The sequence below is a fragment of the Enterobacter sp. MGH 37 genome (assembly GCF_000534515.1).
Taxonomy (GTDB): domain Bacteria; phylum Pseudomonadota; class Gammaproteobacteria; order Enterobacterales; family Enterobacteriaceae; genus Enterobacter; species Enterobacter kobei.
Map to the genome: position 1 here is coordinate 1,869,388 of NZ_KI973206.1, position 16,852 is coordinate 1,886,239.

Consider the following 16,852-nt stretch of genomic DNA (forward strand, 5'->3'; position numbering starts at 1 on the left):
TAAAGAGATTAATATGATGAAAAAAATAACTGTCACGGTATCGGGTATTTCTCCATTTGTAATGGAAGTGGACTATCGCCCGGAAAAAAGTGAACTAGGTAATATTCTACGCGCTCTTTCATGCGCAACTGAAATTGTTTCAAGAGAGGCGGTGAAAATCGGCGAGGAAATACCAGTGGATATACTTCGTGAAACTGAATCATCCTTTCATTTAACAGATTGTGAACCTGCCGAAACCGGGAAAACCGTTTATGAGGCAGTTTTTGAACTGAATGATGGTAAAAAAATACTCGGCTATTCGGATCAAGACCAACCAGTGGCGAACGGAGATTATTATCACTGTGCAGCTACCAAAGACATGAAAGGGCGAGTTATCGTAGTGGCTAAATATGTCACTAATTTCCGTTTTACTCCTCTTTAAAGCTGATATTACAGAAGCCCTTCACTGAGGGGCTTCGATAATGTTTTTTGAGTGAGGATTGTTCAGCATGGCTTCGATAAAAGAATCCACTGATGCCAATGGACAATCAAAATATTACGTCCACTGGAAGGATGAAAAATCCGGTCATGGACGCCGCCGCATTTTTAAGAATATTGATGATGCCGCACATCTTTTCTGGCAAAAACAGAATATCGAGCTGGATTGTCGAACTGCCAGCTGGACCGGAATAGACCATTCCTGGACTTTCCGAAAGTTAATTCTGTTTTATCTGGGGTATCAGGCCGGCAAGTTGGAAAAAAATATCATACGGCTGTCGTCATATACGAAATGCCGTCATGATCTTCTCGCTGTAGACGGGCCGATACTGGAAAAAAATATTCTCCATATCAGCCATCGTGATATCGGTGATTCGGTTCGCACCGGCTGCCATCGCTGGATTCGTTCGGCTTTCTTCCTGCTGGTGGAAAAACGGCTCATCACTTTTAACCCTGTTGACCGTCCCGCGCGCCGGAAGCGTCGACCCATCACCATACCGCCATCATCATCGGTCAGGGAGCTACTGAATAACGCGCCAGTTCGTGAGCGTATCGCGTGCTGGCTCGGGATTTGTGGCCTGCGAATCGGTGAGGCTCTGGCGGTTACGTATAACGACGTGTCAGCCGACTGGATCGACATCCGGGGGCATGTTGTTGACGGCGTTATACATGAGGGGCTGAAAAGAGGAGTGGAGCGCCGGGTACGGATGCCGCGTGAGCTTTTCGCGTTGCTGGATAAAAGTAAACTCGGTACCTCTGAGCCTCTTATCTGCAACCAGTTTACCGGCGCATGCCTCGCTACCAGCTACGGCACTCAGGGGGTTCTCGTCAGAACCCTGAACGACTATGGCATTAAGCGATTCCATCATCTTCGCCACTTTGCTGTATCTCGCCTGGCAAACAAAGGCGTCGATATTCTGAAGGTTTCCCGACTGATTGGGCATTCGAACATCAAAACCACAATGGACGTTTACGGCCACCTGTTCGGTGAAGTGGTGGAGATGGATTTGGATTGAGTTATCCACATAGTGGAAATATTAGGGCGATCCACTATCTCCCCATTCTGCGCGGCCTCCGGGCATCAAATCGCAGTTTTTACGGAAAATGGATAACTCCGCATTTTTTGACGTTTTTAATTCCGCACTTAAACCCAGCAGGCTTGCGGCCCCGGAGCAGATTTTTTCTCAGAATTATTCCGCACGCAAAATGCGGAAAAATAATTTTGAACAAAATATAAACAGCACTCGATTTCAGGTAAGCGTATGGCCCGTAAAAATAGCTTTAAGAAGGCCTACGTCGGTATCGTTATTGATATGGCTCTGGCCCGTAACAAGATCTCAAACCGTATGGTTGCCCAGCGACTGCAAATTGACGAGGCGACTATCCGCAACTGGCGCAAGGAACATGCCGACTTTAATCGTGCCTTTACCGAGGCTCGCGAAGTTCTTATGGAAAAGATCAACAGCGTTGCAGGTAAAAGCCTGGACGTTCGTAAGCGAAAGATTGTCACTAAATCCTCGGATGGGCTGAAAACAACCGTCGAGGATGTTTTGCCCACCCACAATGATGTTGCGGTGTTTGCCAAAGCTCTTGGCCTCGGCCGCAGTGTTTATGGGGAAGAAGACCGTCAGCGTGATGTGCTTCGTGAGGTGATGAAGCATAAGGTAGACGGTAAATACACCGCACTGCAGGCGGCGCAGCTGCTTGAGGCTGAGGGGATAAAAGTTCCGGCAACCCTGCTTATGGAGCTGGGAGCACCGAAAATTTTCGAATCGTTCAACAATATGGACGAGGCAGCCAAAGCCGACGCGGCGAACCTGACCCCGCAGGAAGCAGCAGATATCTACAAAAAATACCTGGGCTGAAAATTGCAAAAACAGGCGTTTTGAACCGTAAAAACGCTATGCATTTTTTGACCCGTTTTATGCACGTTTTATTCATCCCGATTTGACCACTTTTCTGTTCAAAACAGAGGCTTCACGCCGTTTGCGTGATGGGTGCTGTTGCGCCAGTGCGGGTAACGACCATTATGTTAAATCGGGGCGTTTTTGAGGAATTTTTCTGTGCCGATCCCGTTCCCCTTTGACTTCCGCAAACCGGACTATACCGCCGTGTTTGAGTGGAGAATGGAGAGGCTGGAGCGGATCAGGAAAGCGCCTGAAATGCTTCCGGCACTCCGTGAGTTTTACCGCACTAACCCGGCCCAGTTCATCATCGACTGGGGCATGACGACAGACCCGCGTAACCTCGATTATGGCCTGCCTGCGACCATCCCGTTTTTGCTGTTCCCCCGCCAGGAGGAATGGATTAACTGGATCATGGACAGGCGCGGAAATCGTGAAAACGGGCTCACAGAGAAAAGCCGTGAAATGGGGCTGAGCTGGACCTCTGTCGGCCTTGCATGCTCCCTGTGTCTGTTTAACAAAGATATGGTGATTGGTTTTGGTAGCCGTAAAGAGATGTACGTGGATTCCACGAGCGACCCAAAATCACTTTTCTGGAAAGCAAGAAAATTTATTGAACTGCTCCCGGTAGAGTTTCGCGGTGGCTGGAATGAAAAAAAACACTCCAGATTCATGGAGGTGGAATTTCCGGAATCAGGGGCGATCATCAAGGGAGAGGCTGGCGATAACATTGGTCGTGGTGACCGTACCACGCTTTATTTCGTGGATGAGTCGGCATTCCTCAAACGGCCATTACTCATCGATGCTGCGCTCTCTCAGACGACCCGCTGCCGTATAGACCTCTCATCCGTCAACGGCATGAATAACCCGTTTGCCCGTAAGCGCCACAGCGGAAATATCCCTGTGTTTACGTTCCACTGGCGCAGCGACCCGCGCAAGGATGATGAGTGGTACCGCAACGAATGTCTGAAAATTGATGATCCGATTATCGTTGCTCAGGAACTGGACCTGAACTACAGCGCTTCCACAGAGGGGATTCTCATTCCTTCTGAATGGGTGCAGGCTGCCGTCGACGCGCATATCAAACTGGGTATTCAGCCCAGCGGCCAGCGCCTCGGTGCAATGGATATCGCAGACGAGGGGAAAGACAAAAACGGCTTTTCTTGCCGCTATGGCTTCCTTCTGCAGAACGTTCACGAATGGTCTGGCATTGGCAGCGACATATACGCTTCTGTCGTTAAATCGTTTGGGTACTGTGACGATTACGGTCTGGATGAGTTCCGTTTCGATGAGGACGGTCTGGGTGCTGGTGCACGTGGCGATGCTCGCGTGATAAACGAGCTCAGGCAGGCTGAAGGCCGGGGAACAATCACAGCTACGCCTTTCCGTGGTAGCGGTAGCGTATTCGATCCAGAAGATGAAGCCGTTCCTGGTGATAACGGTAAAGCGGCGCGCCTGAATAAAGACTTCTTCGCGAACGCGAAAGCACAGAGCTGGTGGCATCTTCGCAAGCTGTTTCGTAACACCTTCCGCGCGCTGAACGGGATGGACTACAACCCCGACGAAATAATTTCGATAAGCAGCGAGATAGAAAATATTGACCGCCTGCTGATGGAGCTTTCACAGCCTACGTGGTCGAAAAACGCCGTCGGTAAAATCCTCGTGGATAAACAGCCGGAAGGTACAAAATCGCCGAACCTCGCCGACGCCGTGATGATTAACTACGCGCCGATGGATTCCTCTCTTGATAATTGGGCCAAACTGGCCGGAGCGTGACATGTCCCGTAAGAAACGCCAGAACGGCGCACAAAAGCCCGTTGCGACAGCTGACGGGTACAACAATTTCACGGCCAAACTTGGCAGCGACACCAGAAACATACAGACGGGCGGAATGTACATGCCCGGGTACATCAGCCGTAACAGGGTGATGCTGGAGTTTGCGTATCGTTCATCGTTCCTCGTTGGTGCCGGTGTGGATGCGATGGCCGATGATATGACCCGCAAGGGGATTAACATCAGCTCAAAGCTGAAACCCGGACAAAAGGGCAAGCTCGAAACCTTCTGGGATGAGCTCGCTATATGGGATGGGCTTAACGATAACCTCAAATGGTCACGGTTGTACGGTGGCGCAGTGCTGGTGGTCCTGCTTGAAGGGCAGGATATGTCCTCCCCGCTGAAACTTGATCGCATCAAAGAGGGGCAGTTTAAGGGCGTGATGAGCCTTGACCGCTGGATGGTTAACCCGAGTTATTACGATCTCGTTACCGATTACGGTCCCGATTTTGGGAAACCGAAATATTACAAGGTAATCACGAACCAGCAGGGGATTCCCCCCTGGAAGATCCACCATAGCCGCGTTATCCGCATGGAGGGCGATACGCTACCTTTCCAGCAGGCCCAGACGGAAAACGGCTGGGGGATGTCTGTTGTGGAGCGTATTTTCGAGCGTATCGAGGCGTTTGATACTGCGACGGTCGGCACCACACAGCTGATCCACAAAGCGCATCTGCGAACATACAGCATTGACGACCTGCGCAAGATTCTTGCTGCAGGAGGCGACCTTGAAAAGGCGCTGATGAAGCACCTGGACATGATACGTCAGTTCCAGACCATCGAAGGCATGACCATCATGGATGGTAAGGATAAGTTCGAAACCCACAGCTATACATTTGCGGGTATCGCTGATGTCCTTCTGCGCTTTGCTGAGCAGGTTTCCGGCGCGACGGGAATTCCTCTCGTCCGTCTGTTCGGGCAGTCCCCTGCAGGTTTCAACACCGGCGACGGCGATCTGGAAAACTACTACAGCCGGGTTAACTCGCTGCAGGAGAGACGCTTACGCCGACATATCCGCTGGCTGCTCGATATCTCCTGGCGCTCTCTGTTCGGTGAACCACTGCCTGACGATTTTACATTCGAGTTTAACAAGCTCTGGGAGATGTCAGACGTGGACCGCGCAACGATGGCGAACAATGTGGTTACTGCACTCGGTACCGCCGTTCGTGACCTCGGAATGCCTCCGGCAGCCGCGCTTAACGACCTCAGGAACATTTCTGATGTGATTGGGATCGGTGGTTCTATCACTGACGAGGACATAGAAGATGCGAAGGCCCAGTGGGAGGAGGATGAACCTAAAACCATCCCTCCGCCGTCGTTCGGAGATCCAGTATCGAAAAAGCCTGTTGGCGATAGCAAACCAGATAGGGCAGATCGTCGATGGTACCTACGATGGTTCACAGGCTAGCGCTGACAGCATTTCGAAAACGCTGGTGGACTATTCCGAGGTAATCAGCGACTGGGCAGAGCAGGTCGGGAGAAGGATGTTTGCCCAGGTCGAGCAGGAGGAATGGAATCAGTGGAAATCGGTATCAGAGGAAATCGGCGCTGGCCTGCGCGATGTGGTGGGTAATACCCCCGTTGGGCAGGTGGCGCAGGATATCGTGTACCGCCAGATTCAGCTGATGAAGTCCCTGCCGCTGGAAGCAGCCGATCGCGTGATGGACATACAACAGCGCGCAATGCAGGCGGTTATCACTGGTGAACGTCCGGACGAGCTCTACGAGATGATCATGGCCTCCGGTGACGTGGCCGCCAGCAGGGCGCAGCTGATTGCCCGTACAGAGATTGGACGAGCTACCGGCGCGCTGACGCAGGCCAGAGCCCTTTCGGTTGGATCAGAGGGCTACTGGTGGCGTATCGAGGGGGCCGGAACGCGCGATTCTCACCGCAAGATGAAAGATAAATTTGTACGCTGGGATAACCCGCCGACGCTGGACGGTATGACCGGACACGCCGGATGTTTGCCGAACTGCAAATGCTGGCCTGAAGTACAGATTCCTGCACCGAGAAAATGAAAAATACGGCTTTGAGCATTCATTTCATGCGAACTGCAATACCCGCGAAATGTTATGAAAATGTTGTATTCGAAAAGGCCGATTTTCAGCCCAGTTAATCGCTACTTTTACGGCTTAAAGGGGACATTTTAATCGAGTCCATTTTCGTCGGTGCGGGTAAGAACCCTTATGTTAAATAGCCCGTTATATTGAACATTTATCCCACTCCACAAGGTCGCTCATGAGCGGCCTTTTTTGTTGCCCGAAGAGGTGAAAATGAAAAAGGTTTGTATCGATGCTAAGCGAGCTGGCGACCGCCGGGTTATCGAAATGTCTATAGGCAGCGTCACCGCTGTTTATCGTTGTGTCGGTGAACTGTCTCAACTGAAGGCTACCGGTCGGGGAAATGTCCGTCAGATAAAGGCGCTTCTCCGCGAGTTCGTACGTAACTCAGACCCCGCGATTATTTAGCGAGGCACCATGAAATATTTCTTCACCACACGCCTGGGCGAAACGCGCTATCTGCAGGCGGACGGCTCGCTGCTGTGTAAAGACGTGCCGATCGCACGCACAGGGACGCAGGTCTATTTGCCCGAGGAAATCGACCTCGAACCGGACGGCACCGGCACGGTGACCGTCTGGCGAACTGAAGACGAGGTGTTTTCCCCGGAGACGATGGCGAGCTTTGAGGGCGTAGCCGTCACGCTGGGGCATCCTGAGGACAGCCTGGGCAACATCGTTTTCGTGAACCCTTCTAACTTTGCAGAGCTGGCGCACGGACACATTCAGAACGTCCGGCGCGGCACCGGCGATAAATCGGATCTGCTCATTGCTGACGTGCTGATTAAACGGCAGGAAGCAATCGACGCGGTTAATTCTGGCCTGACCGATGTCAGCTGTGGCTATGACGCGCAGTACAAGCAGCTGGCACCCGGAAAAGGCAAGCAATACCAAATCACAGGTAACCACCTCGCAGTCGGCATTGACCGGGGGCGTGCTGGTGGCCGCTGTGCAATCGGGGATTCCATCCCATCAACAACAAAGGAGAAGCCTGTAATGTCATGGCTTAAAAAACTGGCTCAGGCCATTAAGACGAAAGATGAGGATGCGCTGGCAAAACTCATCGACGAAGCGCCGGATATGCCGTCTGATGGCATGCCTTCAATCCCCGGTTCCTCTATCACCATCAACATTCCTTCACAGGCCACCGCCTTGCCTGAAGGCAATCGCACCACTACGGACGAAGGCGATCCGAACAAAGACAAAACCGGCACGGGCGATGAAGAAATTCCGGCCTGGGCGAAAGCGTTGCTGGTTCGTCTGGAAAAGCTGGAGGGTAAAACCACCGACGGCGAGCCGGACCCGGGCAACATGACCACCGACGAAGACGAAGAAGAAAACCGCAAAGTGACGGGTGATGCAGCCTTTAAGCGCAACCTGATTGCCGATGCGGAAATTATCTGCCCTGGCTTCCAGCCTGCAGGTGATAAAAGCCTGAAACGTCAGGTGCTGAATCACGCAATGCGCACCGGTGACAGCCTGAAATCGTTCGGCGTGGATGATTTCTACAAAGCGCCAAAGGCTACGGTTGACGCGGTGTTTACTGCCGCTGTGGCGTTGCATAAGGCAAAAAACCAGCTGATCCCGCTGAACAACTTTTCACGCACCACAGACAGCGCAATCAGCACTAAGCACCTTTCCCCGGCAGAACTGAACAAGGTCAACGCCGAATTCTGGGCAAAAAACAAATAAGGTAAATCATCATGGCAGGTACTGCATATTTAACGCGCATGCCCCTGGGCATTGCCGGGGGCGTTACCCGTCCTCGTGATCTCACCATCGAGCCGGTAAACCTGGACCATTCAAAGCTGTTCGCGTCCTACGGTCTGGCGGGTAAATACGTGAACGATAAATTCGTTCCGCTGGAGTCTGGCGACACCATCAGCAAAGTGAAAGGGATTCTGGTTCGTCCGTTCCCGATTACCTCCGCTCTTGATCTGGCTTATATCGGTGTGACCGCCAATCAGGTCGGCGACAACCTTAAACGCGGTTATATCTGCGTGTTGGCGACCGCCGGCAATGCGACGACCGCCAAGAAAGGCGATCCGGTTTACGTTCGCGTGGCTGGTGGCACCACCCAAAGCCCGATTGGCTCCTTTGTGCTGTCTCCGGACTCCACCGCATCAAATACACCTCAGCTGCCAAATGCAGAGGTCATGGGGCCGGGTGAAGCCGACGGCCGTATTGAAATCGCGTATAACATCTGAGGGAATAATTAATGTTTACATTTGACAGAGCGACCATCGACTCCACCGGCGCGTTTCTCATCGGCGAACTGGAGCGTATGGATCAGTCGCTGAACATGCCTCTGGTTTCTTACAAATGGTCACGCGACATGCCGCTGCGCAGCGACGTTTCTATCGCTGATGAAGTGTCATCCTTCACGAATACCAATTTCGTCGGTGTTGGCGGTCCGAACCCTAACGGTAAAAATTGGATCGGTAAAAAGGCCACCGCCATACCTGGTATCGAACTCGACATTCAGCCTACCCGTAACAATCTCACCCTGTGGGGACAGGAAATCAGCTGGACGGTACCGGAGCTTATTTCTGCCCAGAAACTGGGCCGCCCGGTTGATGTCCAGAAATACGAAGGCATGAAGCTTAAATGGAACATGGACACCGACGAACAGGTTTATATCGGTGATAGCGAGCTCGGCGTTGCTGGCCTGCTGAACCTGCCGGATGTAACTCCTGTTGCTGCAGCTGCAGCGTGGACCGCAACTACCGATCCGGATGTGATTGTTCAGGATATCAACCTGGTGCTGTCTGATGGCTGGGTTCGTTCTGGTTATGCGGTCTGCCCGGCGAAAATCGGCCTGGCTCCGGAGTTGTTCGGCCTGCTGGCGAGCAAAAAGGTTTCCTCTGCAGGGAATATCTCTGTGCTGGAATACGTGAAGATTAACACTATCGCGTTCCAGGAAAACGGCACGCCACTGGAGATCGTATCCATCAAGTGGGCCTCCAAGCGTGGCGCTGGTGGCGCGCATCGTATCGTTGCTTACACCCAGGACGAAAAATACGTTCGCTTCCCAATGGTTCCTCTGCTGAACACGCCACTGGAGTATCGCGGCCTGCAGCAGTTGACCACTTACTACGGCAAGCTGGGCCAGGTGGAAACCCCGTATTCCAATACGATCTCTTATCTGGACGTTCCGGCGTCTTAACCTGAAACAGGCGGGGAAACCCGCCTTTTTTATGGAGCAAAAACATGAAATACGTTGTTTCCGGTGGCGCGACTCTCAGCTTTGCCGACGGTTCTAAATTTGAGCTGTCTCAGGGCATCCACGACAGTTCTTCTTTCCCGAAAGAAGTTAAGGACCACTGGGCCTTTAAAGCCTATGCGCGCCCGATTGACGAAGCCGACCTGGCGAACGAGCAGAGCACTGAAGACCTTACCGCGAGCCTTGTTCTCCTGGCCGAGGAAAATAACACCCTGAAAGCGCAGCTGGCTGAGCATGAAAAAACCATCACCACGCTGGGGAATGAAAACACAGACCTGAAAGCGCAGCTGGCAGCCGCTCAGGCACCAGCAGGCGGTAAACCTGCCGACAGCACGGACAAAACCGATAACACCGGCGGGGACGCGAAAAATGCCAAAAAACAGCAGGCTTCCGACTAACGAGCAGTTCCGCACCGACTTTCCCGAGTTCGCCGATAAAACCCGCTACCCTGACCCCTCAGTGAATTTCTATCTGGGGCAGGCCGATTCGCTTCTGAATCAGGACGTACAGGGCGATCAGTTCGTCTACCTGGCCGAACTATTCACGGCTCACTATACGGAGCTGCGCGGCCGCACGCTGGCCGCCGCTGCCGCTGGTGGTGTGAACAGCAACGGCGCGGCAGGTGTCGTGTCCTCTAAGTCAGTGGATAAGGTTTCAGTGAGCTATGACGTGTCCGGGGTAATCAATCCGGATGCCGGTTTCTGGAACAGCACCGCCTACGGGCGCGAGTTCTACTGGTGGTGGTCGATGTTCGGCGCTGGTGGCAGGCAGCTGCTATGAAAAGCGGGTTAACGGTTCGTGCTGATAACGCCGTGGCTGTTCTGGAATCCCTCCGCCAGCTATCCGGAATGGATGTGCTGGTGGGAATACCTGAGGACAAGGCGGGGCGTGAGGATGGCTCTCCGATTAATAACGCGGAACTGGGCTACCTCCACTCGACGGGCGCAACGGTGGAAATCGACGGTACAACGGTCACGCTCCCCCCGCGTCCTTTTCTGGATATGGGGATCGAGGATTCAAAACCCAGAACCACTGCACACCTCAAGGCAGCGGCAACCGCCGCGCTGGAGGGGCAAGCTGAAGCGGCAATGCGTGAGCTGGAAAGCGCCGGGCAGATTGCCCGTGACGCTGCAAAAGCCGTTATCGGTGCTGGCGACCGGCTGCACCCGCTTTCTGAGAAAACCCTCGAACGCAGAAGGGCCGAGGGCATTCCCGGCGATAAGCCGCTGTATGCACATGGTTACCTGCTGCGCTCAATTAACTACGTCGTGAGGAAAAAATAATGCCTCTTCTCGATGTGAGCGATGTTCTTCTCGATCCCGACTTCATGGACACCAGCCTGGTGTGTCACCGTCAGGTTCAGACGGCGGATGAGGACAATTTCACGAAAAACACCGCTCAGGATATCCCGTTCTCTGGCGTGGTGACGGTTGACCGCTCTCTGGAAGCCAGGCGAATGGAGGCAGGCCAGAACATCAGCGGCGCGATCCTCATCGTGACACAGTTCAGATTAACCCAGGGCCAGCCCGGTTCAGACAGATCCCCGCGTCTGGATGCCGATATCGTCACCTACAGCGGCCGCGACTACCGCGTGACGTTCGTTGACCCGTACACCCGTTACGGTGCTGGATTCGTCCAGGCACATTGTGAGCTGGTGGACTTTAACGGAGGGACGCCAGTTGAGTAACGACAGCACCGCGCGCGGTTATCTTACGCCTGTCGGGGCTCTCCCCCAGTATGACGAGGCGCTGGAGCGTGAAATCAGTCGGTGGATTCGTGGTGTTTCTGGCTTGCCGGCTGCGCTTGTTTTTCCCCGATGGACTGACCCGCAGCCGCAGATCCCCAACAACGGGGTGACGTGGTGCGGCTTCGGTATTACTACCGTTCCCCAGCCGTTAAGCCAGTCCGATGTTCAGGTTTCGGAAGAACAGTCCGAGCAATGGACATGGGAACAAGTGACGGTAATTTGCTGCTTCTATGGCCCTCAGGGGGCCAACACGGCATCAACTTTCCGCGCGGGGATATTCGTCGAGCAAAACAACGCTGAGCTGAACCGCTCGGGGCTTTCGCTGGTGGATGCCGGGACTATCTACAACCTGCCAGAGCTCATTAACAAACAGTGGGTGAGGCGATACGACCTCACCATTACTCTTTCCCGCAAGAACATTCGTACCTACAACGTCCGGACGCTGCAAGATGCGCCCGTCTCATTTTTCGGAGACTAAATTATGCCGCAGGGATTACCTGTATCAAACGTCGTCAATGTCGACGTGATCATTGGGCCGCGTGCGGCTACTGGTCGAAACTTCGGTTCGCTGCTCATTCTCGGGAGCTCAACGGTTATCCCGGTCACTGAGCGCCTTCGCCTTTATTCTTCTGTAGAGGATATCGGCTCTGATTTCGGCGTGGATAGCCCGGAATATGAAGCTGCTACCGTGTATTTCTCGCAATCACCGAAACCTCAGCAGGTCTATGTCGGCCGCTGGGCGAAAACGCTGGCATCGGCTGAAAGCGGTTCGACGGAAACGCTGCTGCAGGCCGTGAACGCCGTACTGAATTACACGAGCTGGTACGGTCTGGCCGTAGCCGATGATGAAGGCATCGACGATGCCGACTGGCTGAGCGTGGCCGCCGCGATCGAGGCTTCCAGCCTCAGTCGTATTCTGGCGATTACCATCCAGGACCCGGAAGCGGTTAACACGACCTCCACAACCGATCTGGCCTATAAGCTGAAGACGGCAAAATATAGCCGCACCTTCGTGCAGTATTCCACCAGCAGCAAGTACGCCGCGCTGTCTGCGTTTTGCCGCGCGTTTACGGTGAATTTCAACGGCAGCAATACCACCATTACCCTGAAATTCAAGCAGGAGCCGGGGATCACGTATGAAACCCTGACCACCAATCAGGCGGCGGCGCTGGATGCCAAAAACTGTAACGTCTACGTGTATTACGAGAACGATACGGCAATCCTTCAGCAGGGCGTCATGTCCAGCGGCGATTTCTTCGATGAGCGCCACGGGCTCGACTGGCTGCAGAACTACGTACAGACCAACCTGTATAACCTGCTCTACACCAGCACAACCAAAGTCCCACAGACTGATGCGGGTGTGACGCGCCTCCTTTCCAATGTTGAGAAATCAATGGATCAGTCGGTAACGAACGGGCTGGTGGCGGCTGGTGTCTGGAACGGTGGCCCTATCGGACAGCTGGATTCCGGCGATACGCTGACAAAAGGCTATTACGTCTACGCGCAGCCGATTTCCGAGCAGGCGCAGGCAGATCGTGAAGCACGTAAGGCACCGGTTATTCAGGTGGCCTGTAAGCTGGCTGGCGCGGTTCATTTCGCTGATGTTCAGATCAACGTCGTTCGCTAAGGAGAACATGAATGGCTACTTATTCTTTTATGGACGTCACGGCGTCCCTCTCCGGTCCTACCGGCGAGATTGATCTGGGCTACGGTTCCGCCAGTTCAGAGGAAGGGATCACCGTTGCAATGGGCGGCCCCAAAAACACCATGACCATCGGTGCTGACGGCGAAGTGATGCACAGCCTGCACGCGGACAAAAGCGGCACGGTGACCATCAACCTGCTGAAAACCTCACCGACGAACAAAAAGCTGTCGCTGGCGTACAACGCCCAGAGTCAGTCCTCAGGCACCTGGGGGAACAACGTCATTGTGATCCGTAACAAGGTGAGCGGTGACATCATCACGGCGCGCAGCGTGGCGTTCCAGAAACAGCCGGATAACGCCAACGCTAAAACCGGTAATACGATGCCCTGGGTGTTTGACTGCGGCAAAATCGACCAGGTTCTCGGAGAGTTTTAACAGATGGAATGCTCAATCAAAGGCCACGATTACCGCGTGGCAAAACTCAGCGTTTTTGACCAGCTGAAAGTGACCCGCAAACTGCTGCCGGTGCTGGCGGGCATGATGTCAGATTTCGGGAGCATTCGCTCCCTTCTGCCTGCTGATGGCAAAATCGACAACGTGAAATTCGATAAACTACAACCGGTGTTTGAAACCCTGCTGCCGTGTATCGCTGAAAAACTGTCTTCCCTGACCGAAGAAGACACCAACGCGATTATTCATCCGTGCCTGGCCGTGGTATCACGCAAGCACATGGACGGATGGACGCCGGTATTCAACAGCGGTCAGCTGATGTTCGATGATATCGACCTGCTGACCATGCTGCAGCTGGTGGCGCGGGTGGTCGCCGATTCACTGGGAAATTTTTTGCCCGTGAGCCCTACCAGCGCGACGCCGGGCCAGCCTCAGGGTTAACCCTCAACAGCCTGCCTGACGGGCTGTCTTATCTCCTTGACCCGGTTGACGCCGGGTTAATCCCTTATTACGCGCTGAAGGATGGATCAGTTGATCTGTGCGATATCGCGCTGATGAATGACCACCTGGCCGTTAAGGCTGACAACCAGCGCCGTATAGAGAAATGGAGAGAGGATAATGAACGCTGAGACTATTAAAGATTTCCTCGTCTCGCTCGGTTTCGATATCGACGAAGCAGGCGCGGAAAAGTTCGATTCAGTCCTCGCCGGCACGACCGCAAACGCCATCAAAATGGGGTTGGCCGTCGAAGGTGCCGCGCTTACCGTGGTGGCCTTTACGGCTAAGATCGCCTCCGGTCTGGATAATCTCTACTGGGCGTCACAGCGCACCGGCGCGACGGTTCAGGGGATTCAGTCTATTGGCTATGCGGTTTCGCAGGTGGGCGGCAGCGTGGACGCGGCGCGCTCCTCTCTGGAAAGCCTCTCCCGGTTTGTTCGTAACAATCCCGGTGCGGAAGGCTTCCTGAATCGCCTGGGCGTTCAGACCCGTGACGCCAGCGGTAACATGCGCGACATGGCCGCTATCTTTACGGGCGTCGGCCAGAAGCTCAGCAGCATGCCGTACTACCGGGCTAACCAGTATGCGCAGATGCTGGGCATTGACGAAAATACCCTCATGGCGATGCGCCGGGGTGTTGGCGGTTTCTCCGGGCAGTACAGCGCAATGGCGAAGGCTATCGGCTTCAATGCTGACGAGGCCGCCAGAAGCTCCAACAAATTCATGACCTCCCTGCGCGAGTTCGGCGCGATGGCAGGCATGGCCCGTGACAAAATCGGCTCTAATCTTGCTGGTGGTCTGGCGGGTTCGCTGGACACGCTGCGCCGCCACATCCTCGATAACTTCCCGCGCATCGAGCAGACCCTGACTAAAGCCATAAAGGGCATTCTGGCGCTCGGTGACATCATCGGGCGGCTTTTCTTCAGGCTTATTGAGGGAACATCCAGCCTTATCACCTGGTGGCAATCGCTGGATAAGCAAACTCGGGAGCTGATCTCGCTGTTTGGCGCGCTGACGATTGCGCTGCGTATTCTGAACAGTACGTTCTGGATGTCGCCGATTGGCCTCATTACCGCGCTGGCAGCGGGGATTGCCCTTCTGTGGGAGGACTATCAGACCTGGAAGGAGGGCGGCGACAGCCTTATCGACTGGGGCAAGTGGAAACCGGAAGTCGACGCCGCGCTGAAGATGGTTCGTGACCTTAAAACGACCGTTAACGACCTTGCGAAAGCGCTGGCGAAACTGCTCAATATTGACCCCAAATCATGGTCCCTGAAGTGGGATTTCAGCAACTTCATCGACCAGATGGGCGAGTTCAGCAAAATGCTGAATATGATCGCCGACCTGCTCAACGCCATTAAAGATGGCCGCTGGGCTGATGCCGCCAGCATCGGCAAACAGATGCTCAATCAGGGCAGTGAAAATCCGCCAGCGATGCCGATGGTAACAGACAGCGCCAACGGTACCGCCGACTGGATTAAAGAGCACTGGGGATTCGATCCTCGCAGTGTGGGCCGAACGGTGCGCGGCTGGTTTGGTTATGGTGAGCCTGAACAGCTCGGCCAGTCAGTCAAGCGGCCACAGCCAACCGAAGCGGGCTCTGAGCTGCTGGGATGGATGCAGCCCATGCTAACCAACCTGGAGCAGCTCTATCGGCTTCCGGAAGGTTTGCTGCGCAGTGTGGCCATAACGGAATCGGGCGGTAATCAGTTTGCTGTTTCAGGTGCTGGCGCTAAAGGGCTGTTTCAGTTTATGGACGGTACCGCGCGTGATATGGGACTGCGCGGGAACGACGTATTCAATCCTGAAAAGGCCGCTCAGGCAGCCGCTAAATATCTCTCACAGCTGCTGAAAGCTAACGGTGGTGACCTGAGCAAGGCGCTGGCCTCATACAACTGGGGGATCGGGAACGTGCAGAAGCACGGAATGGCCCTGATGCCGCAGGAAACCCGCAACTACATTCCTAAGGTCTTGAGTAACATGCCCGGGAAGGGGGCGCAGGTACAGCAGCAGAACACCTATCACATTTACGGTGGTGGTGATCCGCACTCAGTGGGGAATCAGGTAGAACGCCGACAGCAGTCTGCAAATGCTCAGCTCATGCGCAGCAATCAAACGAAGGTGGGCTAATGGATTTTCTCTCAACGCTCTTTCAACAGCAGACCCGAAAAATCGGGATGATCGTCCCCAGCGTGGTGGTTTCTGAGAAGCATACCGATACGCTGGAGATAACTGAGCACCCTGTCGAGGTCGGGGCCGCCAGCGCCGACCATGCCTACAAAAAACCGTCTGAAGTGGTGATGGAGGTCGGTTTCGCTGGTGGCGGATCGTTGCTGGATTTTGCCAGTAACCTGACGGCCACCAGTCTGCTCGGGCTGAGTCCCCAGCAGACGTATCAGGAAATACTTGACCTGCAGGCGAGCCGTATTCCTTTCGATGTGGTGACCGGCAAACGGCTGTACAGCAACATGCTGATCCGCGCGCTGGAAGTGACGACAGATAAGACAACCGAAAACGTCCTGTCCGCCGTTCTCACCCTGAGGGAGGTTCTTATCTCGCAGACGCAGCAGATCACCGTCGCGGATAAAACCAACATGAAGGACGGGGCCAGCACGTCGGCGGTACTGAATACCGGCACCAAAACCACAAAGCCGCCAAATACCTCGCTGCTAAAAAGCATCAAGGGTAACGCGGCGTCATTACTGGGGCTCGGCTAATGGCAATTCAGGAAATCCCGCTGACAGCGGATAACCAGCAATTCAGCATCATCCTGGCAGGCACCACCTGGCGGATTAGCATCACCTGGCGCGCTCTGTACTGGATTATGGACCTGCAGAATGACAGAGGGGAGCCGGTAATCTCCGGCATTCCTCTCGTCACGGGGGCTGACCTGCTGGCGCAGTACGGCTATATGGGGCTCGGCTTTAAGCTGGTGGTGGTCTGTGACGACAGCACACAGGATTATCCGACGAAAACCGACCTGGGCGGCCGCAGTCATTTACTGGTATCAACGGAGTAA

At 54.2% G+C, this 16,852-nt stretch carries 21 protein-coding genes; all 21 read left to right on the top strand.

Annotated features, from left to right (window positions below; genetic code table 11):
- Positions 1-13: 13 nt before the first annotated feature.
- The 21 genes from L383_RS02420 to L383_RS02330 all read left to right on the top strand — a co-directional run bounded on the left by L383_RS02420 (position 14) and on the right by L383_RS02330 (position 16,852).
- Entirely contained in the window at positions 14-421 is a 408-nt protein-coding gene (locus L383_RS02420; RefSeq protein ID WP_023332001.1) for a hypothetical protein, read from the top strand.
- A gap of 67 nt (positions 422-488) precedes the next feature.
- Positions 489-1,493, top strand: a complete 1,005-nt coding sequence (locus L383_RS02415) for a tyrosine-type recombinase/integrase (protein WP_023332002.1) — start codon at positions 489-491, stop codon at positions 1,491-1,493.
- 246 nt (positions 1,494-1,739) lie between these two features.
- Positions 1,740-2,342: a hypothetical protein gene (locus tag L383_RS02410; RefSeq protein ID WP_023332003.1), complete on the top strand. Its 603-nt coding sequence runs from the start codon at positions 1,740-1,742 to the stop codon at positions 2,340-2,342.
- A 198-nt stretch (positions 2,343-2,540) separates the two neighbouring features.
- On the top strand, positions 2,541-4,157 hold the full coding sequence (locus L383_RS02405; protein ID WP_023332004.1) for a hypothetical protein: 1,617 nt from the start codon (positions 2,541-2,543) through the stop codon (positions 4,155-4,157).
- A 1-nt stretch (position 4,158) separates the two neighbouring features.
- On the top strand, positions 4,159-5,622 hold the full coding sequence (locus L383_RS02400; protein WP_023332005.1) for a DUF1073 domain-containing protein: 1,464 nt from the start codon (positions 4,159-4,161) through the stop codon (positions 5,620-5,622).
- Between the two features lie 76 nt (positions 5,623-5,698).
- Entirely contained in the window at positions 5,699-6,232 is a 534-nt protein-coding gene (locus L383_RS0124345; protein ID WP_032629703.1) for a phage head morphogenesis protein, read from the top strand.
- A 459-nt stretch (positions 6,233-6,691) separates the two neighbouring features.
- A complete protein-coding gene (locus L383_RS02395) occupies positions 6,692-7,963 on the top strand; it encodes a DUF2213 domain-containing protein (RefSeq protein WP_023332007.1) in 1,272 nt (423 codons plus the stop codon).
- Between the two features lie 11 nt (positions 7,964-7,974).
- On the top strand, positions 7,975-8,478 hold the full coding sequence (locus L383_RS02390) for a structural cement protein Gp24 (RefSeq protein ID WP_023332008.1): 504 nt from the start codon (positions 7,975-7,977) through the stop codon (positions 8,476-8,478).
- Between the two features lie 11 nt (positions 8,479-8,489).
- A complete protein-coding gene (locus L383_RS02385) occupies positions 8,490-9,437 on the top strand; it encodes a DUF2184 domain-containing protein (protein WP_023332009.1) in 948 nt (315 codons plus the stop codon).
- A 44-nt stretch (positions 9,438-9,481) separates the two neighbouring features.
- Positions 9,482-9,892 (top strand): STY1053 family phage-associated protein, encoded by a 411-nt coding sequence (locus tag L383_RS02380; RefSeq protein WP_023332010.1) that lies wholly within the window; start codon positions 9,482-9,484, stop codon positions 9,890-9,892.
- Positions 9,864-10,274 carry a DUF4054 domain-containing protein gene (locus L383_RS02375; protein WP_023150225.1) on the top strand — a complete coding sequence of 137 codons (411 nt, stop codon included), beginning with the start codon at positions 9,864-9,866 and terminating at the stop codon, positions 10,272-10,274. Before L383_RS02380 ends, L383_RS02375 begins: the two co-directional genes overlap by 29 nt.
- Positions 10,271-10,777: a hypothetical protein gene (locus L383_RS02370; protein ID WP_023332011.1), complete on the top strand. Its 507-nt coding sequence runs from the start codon at positions 10,271-10,273 to the stop codon at positions 10,775-10,777. Before L383_RS02375 ends, L383_RS02370 begins: the two co-directional genes overlap by 4 nt.
- Positions 10,777-11,181 carry a hypothetical protein gene (locus tag L383_RS02365; RefSeq protein WP_023332012.1) on the top strand — a complete coding sequence of 135 codons (405 nt, stop codon included), beginning with the start codon at positions 10,777-10,779 and terminating at the stop codon, positions 11,179-11,181. The genes L383_RS02370 and L383_RS02365 overlap by 1 nt, the downstream gene beginning before the upstream one ends.
- Positions 11,174-11,719, top strand: a complete 546-nt coding sequence (locus L383_RS02360) for a phage neck terminator protein (protein WP_023332013.1) — start codon at positions 11,174-11,176, stop codon at positions 11,717-11,719. The genes L383_RS02365 and L383_RS02360 overlap by 8 nt, the downstream gene beginning before the upstream one ends.
- A 3-nt stretch (positions 11,720-11,722) precedes the next feature.
- On the top strand, positions 11,723-12,868 hold the full coding sequence (locus tag L383_RS02355; protein ID WP_023332014.1) for a DUF3383 family protein: 1,146 nt from the start codon (positions 11,723-11,725) through the stop codon (positions 12,866-12,868).
- A gap of 11 nt (positions 12,869-12,879) precedes the next feature.
- A complete protein-coding gene (locus L383_RS02350; protein ID WP_023332015.1) occupies positions 12,880-13,320 on the top strand; it encodes a DUF3277 family protein in 441 nt (146 codons plus the stop codon).
- Positions 13,321-13,323: 3 nt separating this feature from the next.
- Positions 13,324-13,776 (top strand): phage tail assembly chaperone, encoded by a 453-nt coding sequence (locus L383_RS02345; protein ID WP_023332016.1) that lies wholly within the window; start codon positions 13,324-13,326, stop codon positions 13,774-13,776.
- 23 nt (positions 13,777-13,799) lie between these two features.
- Positions 13,800-13,964 carry a DUF6889 family protein gene (locus tag L383_RS26455; RefSeq protein ID WP_023229521.1) on the top strand — a complete coding sequence of 55 codons (165 nt, stop codon included), beginning with the start codon at positions 13,800-13,802 and terminating at the stop codon, positions 13,962-13,964.
- Positions 13,954-15,963, top strand: coding sequence for a transglycosylase SLT domain-containing protein (locus L383_RS02340; RefSeq protein ID WP_023332017.1), 2,010 nt, complete (start codon positions 13,954-13,956; stop codon positions 15,961-15,963). Before L383_RS26455 ends, L383_RS02340 begins: the two co-directional genes overlap by 11 nt.
- Positions 15,963-16,550 (top strand): phage baseplate protein, encoded by a 588-nt coding sequence (locus L383_RS02335; protein WP_023332018.1) that lies wholly within the window; start codon positions 15,963-15,965, stop codon positions 16,548-16,550. The genes L383_RS02340 and L383_RS02335 overlap by 1 nt, the downstream gene beginning before the upstream one ends.
- The gene (locus L383_RS02330) at positions 16,550-16,852 is read left to right on the top strand and encodes a phage baseplate plug family protein (RefSeq protein WP_023332019.1); all 303 of its coding nucleotides are present in this window, start codon (positions 16,550-16,552) and stop codon (positions 16,850-16,852) included. The genes L383_RS02335 and L383_RS02330 overlap by 1 nt, the downstream gene beginning before the upstream one ends.

Bases quoted from the DNA above. Each gene is read 5' to 3' on its own strand.
- L383_RS02420 (WP_023332001.1), top strand. From the start codon at position 14: ATGATGAAAAAAATAACTGTCACGGTATCGGGTATTTCTCCATTTGTA.
- L383_RS02415 (WP_023332002.1), top strand. From the start codon at position 489: ATGGCTTCGATAAAAGAATCCACTGATGCCAATGGACAATCAAAATAT.
- L383_RS02410 (WP_023332003.1), top strand. From the start codon at position 1,740: ATGGCCCGTAAAAATAGCTTTAAGAAGGCCTACGTCGGTATCGTTATT.
- L383_RS02400 (WP_023332005.1), top strand. From the start codon at position 4,159: ATGTCCCGTAAGAAACGCCAGAACGGCGCACAAAAGCCCGTTGCGACA.
- L383_RS0124345 (WP_032629703.1), top strand. From the start codon at position 5,699: ATGTTTGCCCAGGTCGAGCAGGAGGAATGGAATCAGTGGAAATCGGTA.
- L383_RS02395 (WP_023332007.1), top strand. From the start codon at position 6,692: ATGAAATATTTCTTCACCACACGCCTGGGCGAAACGCGCTATCTGCAG.
- L383_RS02390 (WP_023332008.1), top strand. From the start codon at position 7,975: ATGGCAGGTACTGCATATTTAACGCGCATGCCCCTGGGCATTGCCGGG.
- L383_RS02385 (WP_023332009.1), top strand. From the start codon at position 8,490: ATGTTTACATTTGACAGAGCGACCATCGACTCCACCGGCGCGTTTCTC.
- L383_RS02380 (WP_023332010.1), top strand. From the start codon at position 9,482: ATGAAATACGTTGTTTCCGGTGGCGCGACTCTCAGCTTTGCCGACGGT.
- L383_RS02375 (WP_023150225.1), top strand. From the start codon at position 9,864: ATGCCAAAAAACAGCAGGCTTCCGACTAACGAGCAGTTCCGCACCGAC.
- L383_RS02370 (WP_023332011.1), top strand. From the start codon at position 10,271: ATGAAAAGCGGGTTAACGGTTCGTGCTGATAACGCCGTGGCTGTTCTG.
- L383_RS02365 (WP_023332012.1), top strand. From the start codon at position 10,777: ATGCCTCTTCTCGATGTGAGCGATGTTCTTCTCGATCCCGACTTCATG.
- L383_RS02355 (WP_023332014.1), top strand. From the start codon at position 11,723: ATGCCGCAGGGATTACCTGTATCAAACGTCGTCAATGTCGACGTGATC.
- L383_RS02350 (WP_023332015.1), top strand. From the start codon at position 12,880: ATGGCTACTTATTCTTTTATGGACGTCACGGCGTCCCTCTCCGGTCCT.
- L383_RS02345 (WP_023332016.1), top strand. From the start codon at position 13,324: ATGGAATGCTCAATCAAAGGCCACGATTACCGCGTGGCAAAACTCAGC.
- L383_RS02340 (WP_023332017.1), top strand. From the start codon at position 13,954: ATGAACGCTGAGACTATTAAAGATTTCCTCGTCTCGCTCGGTTTCGAT.
- L383_RS02335 (WP_023332018.1), top strand. From the start codon at position 15,963: ATGGATTTTCTCTCAACGCTCTTTCAACAGCAGACCCGAAAAATCGGG.
- L383_RS02330 (WP_023332019.1), top strand. From the start codon at position 16,550: ATGGCAATTCAGGAAATCCCGCTGACAGCGGATAACCAGCAATTCAGC.